This window comes from Cutibacterium sp. LaCa_89, assembly GCF_058177555.1.
Genome location: NZ_CP190889.1, coordinates 1,110,129 through 1,123,342 on the forward strand (window position 1 = coordinate 1,110,129; position 13,214 = coordinate 1,123,342).

General features: G+C 64.2%; 14 protein-coding genes. 13 read left to right on the forward strand and 1 reads right to left on the reverse strand.

Annotated elements, in window-relative coordinates; genetic code table 11:
- The first annotated feature begins 12 nt into the window (after nucleotides 1-12).
- From ACP8LP_RS05145 to ACP8LP_RS05205, 13 genes are all read left to right on the forward strand, one after another.
- A complete protein-coding gene (locus ACP8LP_RS05145; protein WP_484483310.1) occupies nucleotides 13-597 on the forward strand; it encodes a biotin transporter BioY in 585 nt (194 codons plus the stop codon).
- Nucleotides 594-1,313 (forward strand): energy-coupling factor ABC transporter ATP-binding protein, encoded by a 720-nt coding sequence (locus tag ACP8LP_RS05150; RefSeq protein ID WP_016667822.1) that lies wholly within the window; start codon nucleotides 594-596, stop codon nucleotides 1,311-1,313. Before ACP8LP_RS05145 ends, ACP8LP_RS05150 begins: the two co-directional genes overlap by 4 nt.
- Nucleotides 1,310-1,936 carry an energy-coupling factor transporter transmembrane component T family protein gene (locus ACP8LP_RS05155; RefSeq protein WP_484483311.1) on the forward strand — a complete coding sequence of 209 codons (627 nt, stop codon included), beginning with the start codon at nucleotides 1,310-1,312 and terminating at the stop codon, nucleotides 1,934-1,936. Before ACP8LP_RS05150 ends, ACP8LP_RS05155 begins: the two co-directional genes overlap by 4 nt.
- A 214-nt stretch (nucleotides 1,937-2,150) precedes the next feature.
- Nucleotides 2,151-2,888: a TlyA family RNA methyltransferase gene (locus ACP8LP_RS05160; RefSeq protein WP_484483312.1), complete on the forward strand. Its 738-nt coding sequence runs from the start codon at nucleotides 2,151-2,153 to the stop codon at nucleotides 2,886-2,888.
- 42 nt (nucleotides 2,889-2,930) lie between these two features.
- Nucleotides 2,931-3,866: an NAD kinase gene (locus tag ACP8LP_RS05165; RefSeq protein WP_004810924.1), complete on the forward strand. Its 936-nt coding sequence runs from the start codon at nucleotides 2,931-2,933 to the stop codon at nucleotides 3,864-3,866.
- Nucleotides 3,863-5,542: a DNA repair protein RecN gene (gene recN / locus ACP8LP_RS05170; RefSeq protein WP_016667819.1), complete on the forward strand. Its 1,680-nt coding sequence runs from the start codon at nucleotides 3,863-3,865 to the stop codon at nucleotides 5,540-5,542. The genes ACP8LP_RS05165 and recN overlap by 4 nt, the downstream gene beginning before the upstream one ends.
- A gap of 75 nt (nucleotides 5,543-5,617) precedes the next feature.
- The gene (gene pyrG / locus ACP8LP_RS05175) at nucleotides 5,618-7,318 is read left to right on the forward strand and encodes a CTP synthase (RefSeq protein WP_063279481.1); all 1,701 of its coding nucleotides are present in this window, start codon (nucleotides 5,618-5,620) and stop codon (nucleotides 7,316-7,318) included.
- Nucleotides 7,315-7,974, forward strand: a complete 660-nt coding sequence (locus ACP8LP_RS05180) for an NUDIX domain-containing protein (RefSeq protein WP_484483313.1) — start codon at nucleotides 7,315-7,317, stop codon at nucleotides 7,972-7,974. Before pyrG ends, ACP8LP_RS05180 begins: the two co-directional genes overlap by 4 nt.
- Nucleotides 7,971-8,891: a site-specific tyrosine recombinase XerD gene (locus tag ACP8LP_RS05185; protein WP_016667816.1), complete on the forward strand. Its 921-nt coding sequence runs from the start codon at nucleotides 7,971-7,973 to the stop codon at nucleotides 8,889-8,891. The genes ACP8LP_RS05180 and ACP8LP_RS05185 overlap by 4 nt, the downstream gene beginning before the upstream one ends.
- Before the next feature lie 96 nt (nucleotides 8,892-8,987).
- Nucleotides 8,988-9,905: a ParA family protein gene (locus ACP8LP_RS05190; RefSeq protein WP_484483314.1), complete on the forward strand. Its 918-nt coding sequence runs from the start codon at nucleotides 8,988-8,990 to the stop codon at nucleotides 9,903-9,905.
- The gene (locus ACP8LP_RS05195) at nucleotides 9,890-10,252 is read left to right on the forward strand and encodes a hypothetical protein (RefSeq protein ID WP_016667814.1); all 363 of its coding nucleotides are present in this window, start codon (nucleotides 9,890-9,892) and stop codon (nucleotides 10,250-10,252) included. The genes ACP8LP_RS05190 and ACP8LP_RS05195 overlap by 16 nt, the downstream gene beginning before the upstream one ends.
- A gap of 17 nt (nucleotides 10,253-10,269) precedes the next feature.
- Nucleotides 10,270-11,007 (forward strand): pseudouridine synthase, encoded by a 738-nt coding sequence (locus ACP8LP_RS05200; RefSeq protein ID WP_016667813.1) that lies wholly within the window; start codon nucleotides 10,270-10,272, stop codon nucleotides 11,005-11,007.
- A gap of 9 nt (nucleotides 11,008-11,016) precedes the next feature.
- Nucleotides 11,017-12,093 carry an FKBP-type peptidyl-prolyl cis-trans isomerase gene (locus ACP8LP_RS05205; protein WP_484483315.1) on the forward strand — a complete coding sequence of 359 codons (1,077 nt, stop codon included), beginning with the start codon at nucleotides 11,017-11,019 and terminating at the stop codon, nucleotides 12,091-12,093.
- A gap of 61 nt (nucleotides 12,094-12,154) precedes the next feature.
- Here the strand turns inward: ACP8LP_RS05205 and gluQRS are convergent, their stop codons facing one another.
- Nucleotides 12,155-13,186: a tRNA glutamyl-Q(34) synthetase GluQRS gene (gene gluQRS, locus ACP8LP_RS05210; protein WP_484483316.1), complete on the reverse strand. Its 1,032-nt coding sequence runs from the start codon at nucleotides 13,184-13,186 to the stop codon at nucleotides 12,155-12,157.
- Nucleotides 13,187-13,214 lie beyond the last annotated feature (28 nt).

The following is a 13,214-nucleotide window of genomic DNA, read 5'->3' on the forward strand; positions in this document are numbered from 1 at the left end:
CACGATCTCTTCATGGGAGAAAACCCAATGTCATCACGCAGAGGATTCCAGGCCACCGACCTGGCACTCGTCGCCGTCTTCGCTGCCCTCATCGCGGTGCTCGCGGTCATTCCGCCGATCTTCATGGTGGGGGCAGTGCCCTTTGCCCTGCAGATGATTGCCGTCATGCTGACGCCGATGGTGCTTGGCAGCGTCCGCGGCGGATGCGCCATTGGTCTGTACATCCTCGTCGGTGTCCTGGGGCTTCCGGTCTTCAGCGGCGGCGCCAGTGGTGTCGGCGTTCTCGTCGGCCCGACCGGTGGATTCCTGTGGGGTTGGTTGCTGGGAGCATTCGTCGCCGGCGCAGTGGCGACTGTGGTTCTACGTCGACGCCCGCGCAAGTCAATGCTGCCGGTCTGGCTCTTTCTCGTCGCACTCGTGGACCTGGTGTGCGTCTACCTTGGCGGCATCCTCGGGCTGATGGCCTTCGCGAAGCTCAGCCTGAATGCAGCACTGGCTGCCAATATCGCCTTCGTCGGACTCGACCTGGTCAAGGGGATCTTGGCCTGTCTCATCGCCACAGCGGTGCTGACGGCCTTCCCGCGTCTCATGCCGTGATTGAGTTCAAGGATGTCGGCGTCGACGTCGATGAGTATGACGTCGAGGGCCATCACCGACGGGTGACCATCCTCAGCGGGGTCAATGTCACCGTGCCTGAGCGTCGGGTGGCGGTGGTCGGGCCCAACGGAGCGGGCAAGTCAACCCTGCTCAAGCTCGTCAACGGGCTCATGGCGGCCACCAGCGGCACCGTCACCGTCGACGGAATTGATCCCAAGTTCGACGGCAAGGCGGCGAGACGGCGGGTGGGGTACATCTTCACCAACCCCATGAGCCAGCTCGTCATGTCGACCCCCGTCGCTGACGTCGAGCTGTCCTTGCGCCAGCGCATCCGCAATCGCGCGGAGCGTCACGACGCTGCCTTGAAGATCCTTGCCGACCAGGGACTGGAGGCCATCGCTGGCCGCAGCGTCCACGCCCTGTCCGGGGGAGAGCGTCAGTTGGTCTCCCTGGCGAGCGTCCTCGCCGTGGAGCCGTCGGTCATCCTCGCCGACGAGCCGACGACCCTGCTCGACCTGCGTAACCGAGAAATGGTCCGGCACGCCTTTGAACGCCTGGATCAGCAGATCCTGTGTTGCACCCACGACCTGGAGCTGGCGGCCTCCTTCGATCGGGTGTTGGCTGTCGAGGACGGCAGGGTCGTCGATGACGGGGACCCTGCCAAAGTCATTGCCGGGTACCGCCGACGGATGATGACCGAGGAGCTGTCCCGATGAAGGCTGACATCTCGGCTTTCCTCGGGGGTTACCGTCCTGCTCACAGCCTGGCCCACCGGATGCCGGTGTGGTCGAAATACCTGCTCGTGGTGGTCGTAGGTGTCACCCCGTTCTTCGTCAAGCAATGGTGGTTCTCGTCGGGCTGCCTGATCATGGCCGTCGGCATCGACCTGGTCGTGGCAAGGATGCCCGCCCGCACTGCGCTGTCCATCGGCGTGCCATTGTGGATCGCGAACGTCCTCATCCTGGCCTATCACTGCTTCTTCACCACCTGGCAGCGAGGAGTGATCTATGTGGCAGGCCTGCTTGCCTGCCTCTACATCGCTCGGCTCGTCACGTGCACCACGGATCCTGGCGCTCTCATGGACGCCATCGTCGCGATGGTGGGTCCGTTGCGCCCGCTGGGAGCCAAACCTGAGAAGTTCGCCCTCACCTTGGCCCTGATGTGGACCACAATTCCGTATCTCATCGGATCAGTCGGACAGGTGAGGGAAGCCACCAGGGCCAGAGGACTGAGACATTCCAGCTGGAGGTTCCTCATCCCGATGTTCGTGGGCGCAGTGGGCCATGCCCTGGAGATGGGGGAGGCTCTCAAGGCCCGTGGGCTCGGCGACGACGAGTGACTCCTTCAGCACGTCGCATGGTCAGGTTGCGAAACGAAAAGCTCACAAATTGGGAACAATCTGCTGAAACCGTGGGAGACTGCACATCCCTGATGCATGGGTGCGTCAACTATTCGGCTAGCAGTAGCCATTCGTCGCTTTGAGAGCCACAATGACGACGCCTGCTGTATCACCCCTGGCGCGCCAGGTCACCGAGAGGTGGCAGGCTGTCCCCGTGAGACTCGACCAAGCCCTCGTCGACGCCGAACTGGCGCGTTCACGCACCCTGGCCACCCGATTGGTGCGCGAAGGACGGGTGACCGTCAACGGAATGGTCGTCACCAAGCCCGCGGCGAAGGTTGGCCCCTCGGACGACCTGGTGGCAGAGGAAGAGGTGTGGGTCTCCCGGGCGTCCCACAAACTCATCGGGGCACTGGACATTCTCGATGTCGAGGTGCCCGCCCGGGTGCTTGACGCCGGAGCATCCACCGGTGGGTTCACCCAAGTCGTCCTGGCGAGGGGAGCTCAACTCGTTCACGCCGTCGACGTCGGTCATGACCAGCTCTCCCCGGTGCTGCGCGAAGACCCGAGGGTCGTCGTCCACGAGGGACTCAACCTGCGCGATCTCACCCCGGATGACCTGGCCATCGACGACCACTTCGAACCCGTTGATCTCGTCGTGGGGGACGTCTCCTTCATCTCCCTGACCATGATCATGGAACCGATCTCGGCCGTCATGAACCCGGACGGCCTCATGTTGTTACTGGTCAAGCCACAATTCGAGGTCGGGCGCAAGGCCCTTGGTGCCCACGGGGTCGTCACCGACCCGCAGCTGCGCGCTCAAGCCGTCGCGACCGTCATCGCCAAGGCTGAAGAACTGGGTTGGTCAGTGCGCGACGAGTGCGACAGCCCCTTGCCCGGACAGGACGGAAACGTTGAGCACTTCGTCCTGCTGGAACGGTCTGGTCGGTGAAAGCGGGCCGGACAGGTCACACCGGGCCGCTACTGTGGTGACGTGAACGACACGAGCCCTTCCAGATACGTTGTCGTCGTCACCCATGCCACTCGTGACGACGCCTTTGACGCGGCCGCCGAGTTCATCGCCGAGATGGATAGCAGGAATATTGGCTGCGCCGTTCCCGACGATCAGGTGGAACCGATGACGGAGAAGCTGCCCGGAATTCGGGTCCAGGCTCTCGGAGAGTTCACCCACGAGGCTGAGGTCGTCGTCGTCTTCGGCGGTGACGGTACGATCCTGAGGGCGGCGGAGTGGTCCCTCCCTCGGCACGTCCCCATGATCGGCGTCAACCTGGGACATGTCGGATTCCTGGCCGAATTGGAACGCTCCGACATGGCTGACCTGGTCAACAAGGTCTGTTCGCGCGAATACACCGTTGAGGACCGGCTGGTCCTCAAGATCGCCGTCACCGAGCATTCCGGTCAGCATCGCTGGAATTCGTTTGCCGTCAATGAGTTGTCCTTGGAGAAAGCAGCCCGACGCCGCATGCTCGACGTGCTGGCATCCGTCGACGAACTGCCCGTGCAGCGCTGGAGTTGTGATGGGATCCTCGTCTCCACCCCGACCGGCTCCACCGCCTATGCCTTCTCCGCCGGCGGCCCGGTCATGTGGCCCGATCTCGATGCCATGCTCATGGTGCCGCTCAGTGCCCATGCCCTTTTCGCTCGCCCCCTTGTCATGAGTCCAGCAGCTCGCGTCGACCTCGACATCCAGCCAGATGGTTCGGAATCCGCGGTGCTGTGGTGCGACGGACGCCGCTCCTGCACGGTGCGACCGGGGGAGAGGATCACCGTCGTGCGTCACCCCGATCGTTTGCGCATTGCCCGCCTGGCCGCACAACCCTTCACCTCCCGTCTGGTCAAGAAATTTGAGCTTCCGGTCAGTGGGTGGCGCCAGGGGCGCGGACGTAATCATCCGGGGGAGAGCTCGTGATTCGCAGTGTCCGGATTTGCGGGCTGGGTGTCATTGACGAGACTGTCTTCGAGCCTTCTTCCGCGTTGACAGCGGTGACCGGCGAGACGGGCGCCGGCAAGACGATGGTGGTCACCGGCATCGGCCTGCTGCTGGGGGACAAGGCCGACACCGGACTGGTTCGCCATGGTCGCGACCGAGCCGTCGTCGAGGCCGTTCTCGATGTTCCTGACGCTGATCGCATCAATGACCTGGGCGGAACCGTCGAGGACGGTGAGGTCATCTGCGCCCGACACATCACGACGCGTCGTTCCCGGGCTCTGCTGGGAGGGGCCCAGGTCGCCGCGAACCAGTTGGCGGAGGTCGTCGGGGAGCAGGTGACGATCCACGGACAGTCCGAGCAGGTTCGCCTCGTGGATGCATCGCGTCAGCTCGACGTCGTGGACCGTGCCGCTGGTAAGGAACTAGCCGCGCAGTTGGAGCGTCACTCCCAGTTATGGACGCAATTTCGCACCGCTTCCCAGCGTCTTCACCGCCTCAATGAGGATCGCGCCGGGGCCGAGATGGAGCGCGAGGTGCTGTCCCGACGGGTGGGAGAGGTCGACGCCGTCGATCCACAGCCCCATGAGGACGACGACCTCATCGCGGAGATGGCGGGGCTCCAAGCAGCTCAGTCGATTCGAGAATCGCTGCGCAGGGCCGATGTCCTCCTCAACGGTCTGGAGACGTCCACCGGGCCTCAACCGGGAACGCTGGCCCTCCTGGAACAGGCAGTTCACGAGCTCGACGGCACCGGGGACGTCGATCCGGAAGCTGCCGAACTGGCTGAGCGCGCTCGCCAGATGTCGTACGACCTGACAGACCTGGCCGCATCAGTGGCCGGCCATGCCGCCCGCGCCGAGTCCGATCCGCAGCGTCTCGAAGAACTGGGGGGACGGCTGGCGGCGATTCAGCGCTTGTTGAGGGCCCGCACGACGACCCTTGACGATCTGCTGGAGACCACCGCCGCGGATCGACAGCGTCTTGCCGAACTCGATCCCGCTGCCAATGATCTCGATGCCCTGGGACGTGAGGTGGAGAAGTTGCGCTCCCAGCTGCGGGAATCGGCCGACCGCATCAGTGCTGTGCGACGCCGGACCGCCGTCCGGTTGGCTGCCGAGGTGAAGCCGGAGTTGGCGGCCCTGGCCATGCCACACGCTCGGCTGGAGTTTCGCGTCGACCCTGCTCCCATGGGGCCGCGAGGTGCCGATGCCGTGACGATCATGCTGGCGTCCAACCCAGGTGCGGATCCGGCGCCGCTGTCCAAGGCGGCCTCAGGTGGTGAGTTGTCGCGAGTGAGGCTGGCCCTCGAGGTCGTCGCGGCACAGACCCAGTCCCCACAGACCTTCGTCTTCGACGAGATCGACTCCGGTGTCGGAGGTGCGGTCGGCATCGAGATTGGGCGGCGACTGCGTCAACTGGCACGTCGTCACCAAGTCGTCGTCGTCACCCACCTGGCCCAGGTCGCCGCCTTCGCCGACACCCATGTCGTCATCACGAAGGCTTCCGACGGAGCCGTCACCAGCTCTGGTCTGAGAGAGGTCGGCGGGTCCGAGCGCGAGATCGAGTTGTCCCGGATGATGAGCGGCATGGTCGACTCGGAGTCTGGTCTGGAGCACGCTCATGACCTGCTGCACGAGGTTGCGGGACAGGACTGACAAGGCCGTCGCCGACTGTCCGCCAGCCGGGCCGCTTTGGCCGAGACCTTGGGCCATCCGTTAGGCTGGAGGTCCGTGGGCACCGACAATCACTCCAGCAAGCACGTTTTCGTCACCGGAGGAGTCGTCTCCTCCTTGGGAAAGGGGCTCACGGCCTCCTCCCTCGGGTCTCTTCTCAAGGCTCGTGGCCTCAAGGTCACGATGCAGAAGCTGGACCCCTACCTCAACGTCGATCCGGGAACGATGAACCCGTTCCAGCATGGTGAGGTCTTCGTCACCGAGGACGGTGCCGAGACCGACCTGGACATCGGCCACTACGAGCGATTCCTCAATGAGAACCTGTCTGGCCAGGCCAACGTCACCACCGGCAAGGTCTACTCCGCCGTGATCGCCAAGGAACGTCGTGGTGACTACCTGGGCGACACGGTTCAGGTCATTCCTCACATCACCAACGAGATCAAGGAACGCATGTTGGCGATGGAGGAGGGTAACCCCGACGTCGTCATCCATGAGATCGGCGGCACCGTGGGTGACATCGAGTCTCTGCCCTTCCTCGAGGCTGCCCGTCAGGTTCGTCACGAGATCGGCCGGGAGAACGTCTTTTTCCTGCACGTCTCCCTGGTTCCCTACATCAAGCCGTCCGGTGAGATGAAGACCAAGCCCACCCAGCACTCCGTGGCAGCCCTGCGGGAGGTTGGTATCCAGCCCGACGCCATCGTCTGCCGTTCCGAGCGCCCGCTGGGCAAGGGCATCAAGTCGAAGATCGCCCTCATGTGTGACGTCGAGGGCCCGGCCGTCGTGTCCTGTCCGGATGCCCCGTCGATCTACCTCATCCCCAAGGTCCTGCACCGCGAGGGCTTGGACGCCTACGTCGTGCAGAAACTCAGCCTGTTCTTCCGCGACGTCGACTGGACGACTTGGGAAGACCTGCTCGACCGAGTCCGCAAGCCGCGCAACGAGGTGACGGTGGCCCTGGTCGGCAAGTACATCGACCTGCCGGACGCCTACCTGTCGGTGACGGAGGCCCTGCGTGCCGGAGGATTTGCCAACAAGGCCAAGGCCAACGTGGTGTGGGTGGCCTCGGACTCCTGCGTGACCCCTGAGGGCGCTGCACAGCAGCTCAAGGACGCTGACGCCATCTGTGTCCCGGGCGGATTCGGCATCCGTGGGGTCGAGGGCAAGATCGGTGCCATTCGCTACGCCCGCGAGCACAAGGTGCCCTTCCTGGGCCTGTGCCTGGGCATGCAGTGCGCGGTTATCGAGGTCGCCCGGGACCTGGCCGGTATCGAGAACGCTGCCTCCAGTGAGTTTGACCCACAGACCACCGACCCGGTCATCGCGACGATGGCCGAGCAGGTCGACGCCGTCTCCGGCAAGGGAGATCTGGGCGGCACTATGCGCCTGGGGGCCTACCCCGCCAAGCTCGCCAAGGATTCCCTGGTGGCCGAGCTCTATGGCACGACGACGGTCTCCGAGCGTCACCGGCACCGCTACGAGGTCAACAACGCCTACCGAGATCGCCTCGAGCAGGTAGGTCTGAGGATCAGCGGCACCTCTCCTGACGGCGGTCTGGCGGAGTTCGTGGAACTCGACCGCGAAGCTCATCCGTACTTCGTCGCCACCCAGGCCCATCCGGAGCTCAAGTCGCGCCCGACGCACGCCCACCCGCTGTTCCGTGGGCTCGTCGCCGCTGCTGTCGAGCATGCCAAGGCTACTGCCAAGGAAGCCCCCAAGGAGACAGCCAAGGACGTAGCCAAGAAGGAGGCCGACAAGTGAGCCAGGAGCGCTGGGACCGCGACGAGTGCTGGCAGGTCGTTGACCACCAGGTGAAGGCCACCGGTCGGGTGTGCAACTTCGTCGATGACGCTGTCGTCACCCCGTCCGGGGAGCACATCAATCGTCAGTACATGAGCCATCCCGGCGCGGTGGGCATCATCGCCCTCGATGACCAGGACCGCGTCGCGGTGGTGAGGCAGTACCGTCATCCGGTGCGCATGGTTCTCGTCGAGCCGCCTGCCGGTCTGCTCGACGTCGACGGCGAGGACTTCCTGGTGGCAGCTCAGCGGGAGCTGGCCGAGGAGGCCATGCTCGCTGCCGATAACTGGCGCATCCTCGTCGACATCGTCACCACCCCGGGCGGATGCCAGGAATCCTTGCGGATCTACCTGGCTCGTGGGCTTCACGAGGCGCCTCGTCCCGAAGGTTTCGTGTTGGAGGGTGAGGAAGTGTCGATGAAAGCTGGCTGGGAGCCGCTGGACGACCTCGTCGAGGCGATCTACGCCGGACAGTGCCAGTCACCGACCCTGGTGACCGGGGTCATGGCCCTTGAACTGGCTCGTCGCACTGGCCGGATCGACCAGCTGCGTCCTGCCGATTCGCCGTGGCCAATTCGTGAGCGCCCCGGTGGCATCAACGGAGCCCTTGCCGAGTGAGGTCGACCGTCGGTGAGCAGGTCGAGGACTACCTGCGTCACCTCGTCGTGGAGCGAGGGTTGTCCGACAACACGGTTCAGGCTTACCGACGCGACCTCGCGCGCTATCAGGACTTCCTCGACTCGCGCGGGATCCGATCCCTCCCGGAGGTCACCCGCGTCGACGTCGAGGAATTCCGCCGCCATCTCGACGACCTGGGACTGGCCCCGGCATCGGTCACCCGATCTGTGGTTGCGGTGCGCAATCTCCATCGGTTTGCCGCAGGTGCCGGGCAGACTCCGACAGATGTGACGGCTGGCATCTCTCCGGGAACTCGCTCTCGTCGACTTCCCAAGGCCCTGTCCATGGATCAGGTCGAGGCGCTACTGGCGGCACCTGACACGGAGACCGTGGAAGGCCTGCGCGACGTGGCGTTACTGGAATTGCTCTATGGTACAGGTGCGCGTGTCTCGGAGATCTGCGCCCTTGACGTCGACGACATTCGTCCCGTCCTGGACGATCCAGAACTCGGCTTGAGGCTTGTCGGCAAAGGAGACAAGGAACGCATCGTTCCGCTGGGGAACTATGCGGCGAAGGCGGTGAACGCATGGCTGGTGCGAGGACGTCCCTCCTGGGCCGGGGCCGGACATGGCGACCACGCCCTGCTCCTCAACACTCGTGGGCGGAGGTTGTCCCGGCAGTCAGCGTGGGCCGTCATTCGTCGCGCAGGCCAAGCCGCGGGTCTGGACGTCGAGCACCTGTCACCGCACAGCTTGCGTCACTCCTACGCCACCCACCTGCTCGACGGTGGAGCCGATGTCCGAGTGGTGCAGGAACTCCTGGGGCATTCCTCGGTGACGACGACACAGATCTACACCCTGGTGACGGCCGACCATCTCAGGGAGGTGTACCGGTCCTCTCACCCCCGAGCCCTCTGAGGCCAGTCTCGAGGATGGGGTGAGGTTGTCGGGTTCGCCCACTATCGTTGGTGCGAGCATGGATTGTTGTCGTGACGTCGAGAGGAAGGCCACCACGTGTCCGAGACTGACCCCGAACCGCTGTTCCGTGTCCCCGGGCCGGGCCGAGAGGCCCAGGAGGCTGCCGAGAACTCCGTTGGTCCGACCGGACGCCAGCTTCCCGACCTTCCCGAACCGACGCCGGTTCCCGACGGTCCGAAGCACGCCACCGTCATCTCGATGTGCAACCAGAAGGGTGGAGTCGGCAAGACGACGACGACCATCAACCTGGGTGCTGGGCTGGCCGAATATGGCCGCAAGGTGTTGCTCGTCGACTTCGATCCGCAGGGATCCCTGTCGGTGGGGCTGGGAGTCAATCCACACACCCTGGAGAAATCGATCTACACCCTCCTGATGTCCCGGCGCGACGACGTTCATGACGTCATCCAGCCCACCGAGACCGAGGGTATGGATCTGCTACCGGCCAACATCGACCTTTCGGCGGCGGAGGTGCAGCTCGTCAGCGAAGTGGCTCGTGAGCAGACCCTCAAGCGGGTCATCGATCGTGTCCGTGGCGAGTACGACATGATCCTCATCGACTGCGCTCCGTCGCTGGGTCTGCTCACCATCAACGCTTTGACGGCTTCTGACTACGTCATCATGCCGCTGGAATGTGAGTTCTTCGCCCTGCGTGGTATCGCTCTGCTCACCGACACCATCGAGAAGGTTCAGGATCGCCTCAACCCGGATCTGGAAATCCTCGGCATCCTCGGCACGATGTTCGACCCGCGTACCCTGCATGCTCGGGAAGTCATGGAGCGCGTCGTCCAGGCCTTTGGCGAGGTCGTCTTCCACACCGTCATCAAGCGCACCATCAAGTTTCCAGAGACAACGGTCGCGGGGGAGCCGATCACCAGCTATGCCTCCTCGTCACCGGGCGCTCAGGCTTATCGTGATCTGGCCAAGGAGGTTCTGGCCCGATGCCGCGTCGAGTGAGCCTGCCGGGAGCCAACGAGCTCTTCCGGCCCACCGTCGGCAACCACGAACCGGAACGTGCGAAGGCCCCTAAGAACACGGAGACGAAAACTGCCAAGGCGTCCCCGCCGAGCGCATCGGGAGGGAAACGAGCTGGTAGCGGGCGGATCCGCCACGATGAGAAGATCACCGTCTATGTCTCCACCGAGGAACTCATTGCTCTGGAGACCGCCAGGTTGGCCCTGCGATCCCAGGGAATCAACGCCGATCGTGGCCGTATCGTGCGCGCATCGGTAGCCATGGCCCTGGCCGATCTGGAGGAGAACGGCCAGGACTCCCGACTAGCCCGTCTCCTCACCACTGACTGAACAACGCGAGGAAGAACATGAGCGACGAGCAAGGTATCCGGCTTCAGAAGGTGCTGGCCCAGGCGGGGCTGGCGTCCCGCCGGGCTGCGGAAGAGATGATTGCGGCAGGACGAGTCGAGGTCAATGGTGAACTCATCATTGAGCAGGGACGGCGTGTTGATCCGGAGCGCGACGAGATCCGCGTCGACGGGTCCCGTATACCTACTGCCCGACGTCACGTCTACTATGTGCTCAACAAGCCGCAGGGCGTCGTGTCCACGATGGACGATCCAGAAGGGCGCCCCTGTCTGTCAGACATCGAGGGAGTGCCACACGGCATTCGTCTGTTCCACGTCGGTCGTCTAGACACCGAGACCTCTGGACTCATACTGCTGACCAACGATGGTGAATTCTCCAACCGCATGACCCACCCGTCGTACAAGGTTCTCAAGACTTACCTGGCTGACGTCGAGGGTCGGGTCGATGACAAGGTCATTCGTCGCCTTACGAAAGGCATCACCCTGGAGGACGGTCCGGTCAAGCCCGATGCCGTGCGACTCGTGCAGGCCAACGATGAGCACTCCTTGGTCGAGGTGAGCCTTCACGAGGGCCGAAACCGCATCGTGCGCCGCATGATGGACTCGGTTGCCCACCCGGTGCGTCGGCTGTCCCGGACGGCGATCGGCCCGGTCAGACTAGGGCGTTTGGGACGTGGCGATATGCGCGAGCTCACGCGCGAGGAGCTGGGGCAGCTTCTCGACCTCGTCGAGTTGTGAGGCGCTTCAGTGGCAGGAATTGTGCTGAAGCATCCCTCGGGTAATCTCAGGCAGGTGAGTTCGAACAAGCATCGTCCGGTCAGCGCCGCGGCACTTGCCGCCGTACTGTGCGTGTCGTCACTGGCCCTCGCCTCCTGCAACAAGTCATCCTCCGACACCGAGCCGTCGCCGAGTGCCTCGGCAAGCGCCCCGGCCTCCGCCCCCGCGAGCGTGAAGGCCTCGGCCACTCCGACCAAGAAGCCGACCATGGTCACGAACCTTGATCGGATCAAGGTGTCCGGCGAGGACGGCAAGGCACCCAAGGTTGAGGGATCATGGCCGCTGGCCATCGCCAAGACCCAGTCCAAGGTGCTCAAGAAGGGCGACGGCGAGAAGGTCAACAAGAACGCCACTGTCAAGGTGAATTACGTTGGCGTCAACGGGCGTACCGGAAAGGTGTTCGACTCCTCCTACCAGCGTGGGTCAACCGTGGACTTCCCGCTGTCCCAGGTCGTCCCAGGATTTGCGAAGGGTCTCGCCGGCAAACATGAGGGCGATCGCGTCCTCATCATGATGCCGGGTTCTGACGCCTACGATTCCCAGGGTGGTGTCCCGCAGGCTGGCATCATGAAGGGTGATTCCCTCGTCTTCGTCGTCGACATCGTCGGTGTGCCGCTCACCAAGGCCAAGGGCGAGGCAGTGACCCCGGCGTCCGGCCTGCCAACCGTCAAGGAGGTTCATGGAGCCCCGGTCGTGACGATCGGCAACGCCAAGAAGCCGTCGAAGCTTGTCATCCAGCCCCTCACCAAGGGAGATGGCAAGAAGGTCACGGCCAAGGATGCGATTGACGTCAAGTACCGCACCTACGCCTGGTCCTCGAAGGAGCTCATCGAGGATGGGTTCTCCGGCGAGGCCGTCACCGGTTCCATGAACTCGGTCATCTCGGGGTGGAAGAAGGGCCTGGTGGGTCAGACGGTCGGTTCGCGCGTCATGCTCATCGTCCCGCCTGCCGATGCCTATCCGGAGGGCAACACCAATCCACCCGTGAAGAAGGGCGAGACCTTGGTGTACGTCATCGATATTCTCTCGGCTCAGAAGGAGTCTTGAGACACTGATCTGAGGCATTGATTCGGTCGGTCCTGTCTGACAGGCCCGGCCGAATCAGTTGTCACAACTCGTCCACGGAGAGGACGGCGTCACTCCACCACCCCAACGGGCCATCGAGGGAAGCGGGATCCAGTGGGATGACCTCGGCCGGGGCTGAGGGCGGGGTCAGAGCCGCGGACCCGATGAGGTCATGCGGGTCGCTGACTTCTGGAAGCCCCAAGGACCGGCACAGCCACGCCATGATGCGGTTGCGGTCGATCCCCCCAGCCATGAGCCGGGTCAGTCCTGCTGCTCCCGCCGATTTGGAGAGACGCTCACCACCGGGGGCAGCGACGAGACCGGTGTGCGCATAGGTTGGGGCCTCGAAACCCAGCAGTGCGGCCAAGTGGGACTGACGCGGTGCCGATGACCACAGGTCCCGTGCCCGAACGACCTGATCCACCCCCTGCAGTCCGTCGTCGACGACCACCGCGAGGTTGTATGCGGGGATGCCGTCGTTACGCACCAGAACGAGATCGTCGACTCGTCCTCGGCAATGTCCCCGAGCTAGGTCGGTGGCCTCGAAGGAGTCGACCTGGCTGGCCAGGCGGGTGGCGGGAGGACGTTTCGTCGCCCGTTCCTCGCGCTGTGGTGCAGTCACGGTTCGGCAGGTCCCCGGGTATGGACGCCAGTCGGCCTCGTTGGGGGCGGTGGCCGCTGCCGCGATCTCCTTGCGAGTGCAGAAACAGGGGTAGGTGTCCAAGCCCGCGACGGCGTCGGCGTAGAGATCACGACGCTCCGACTGCCGGACCACTGGTCCGTCCCAGTCGATGCCAAGGATCTCCAGATCCCGTAGCTGGGCCGAGGCGATGTTTCCGGCGGCGGCCACCCGTGCCTGATCCAGATCCTCGATGCGCACCACGAATCGCCGTCCCGAGGATCGAGCCAGCAACCAGGCCGCCAACGCGGTGCGGAGGTTCCCCAGGTGGAGAGTCGAGGTGGGGGACGGGGCGAATCGCCCCGCTGCCGCGGATGGCTGCGAAGAGGAATGGGTCGCGGCAAAATCGGTCACGAGCGGCAGTGTAGGCAAAAATTGTTGTGACGGAATGGGCATGCCCGCCCACATGGGTAGGCTGTGACGC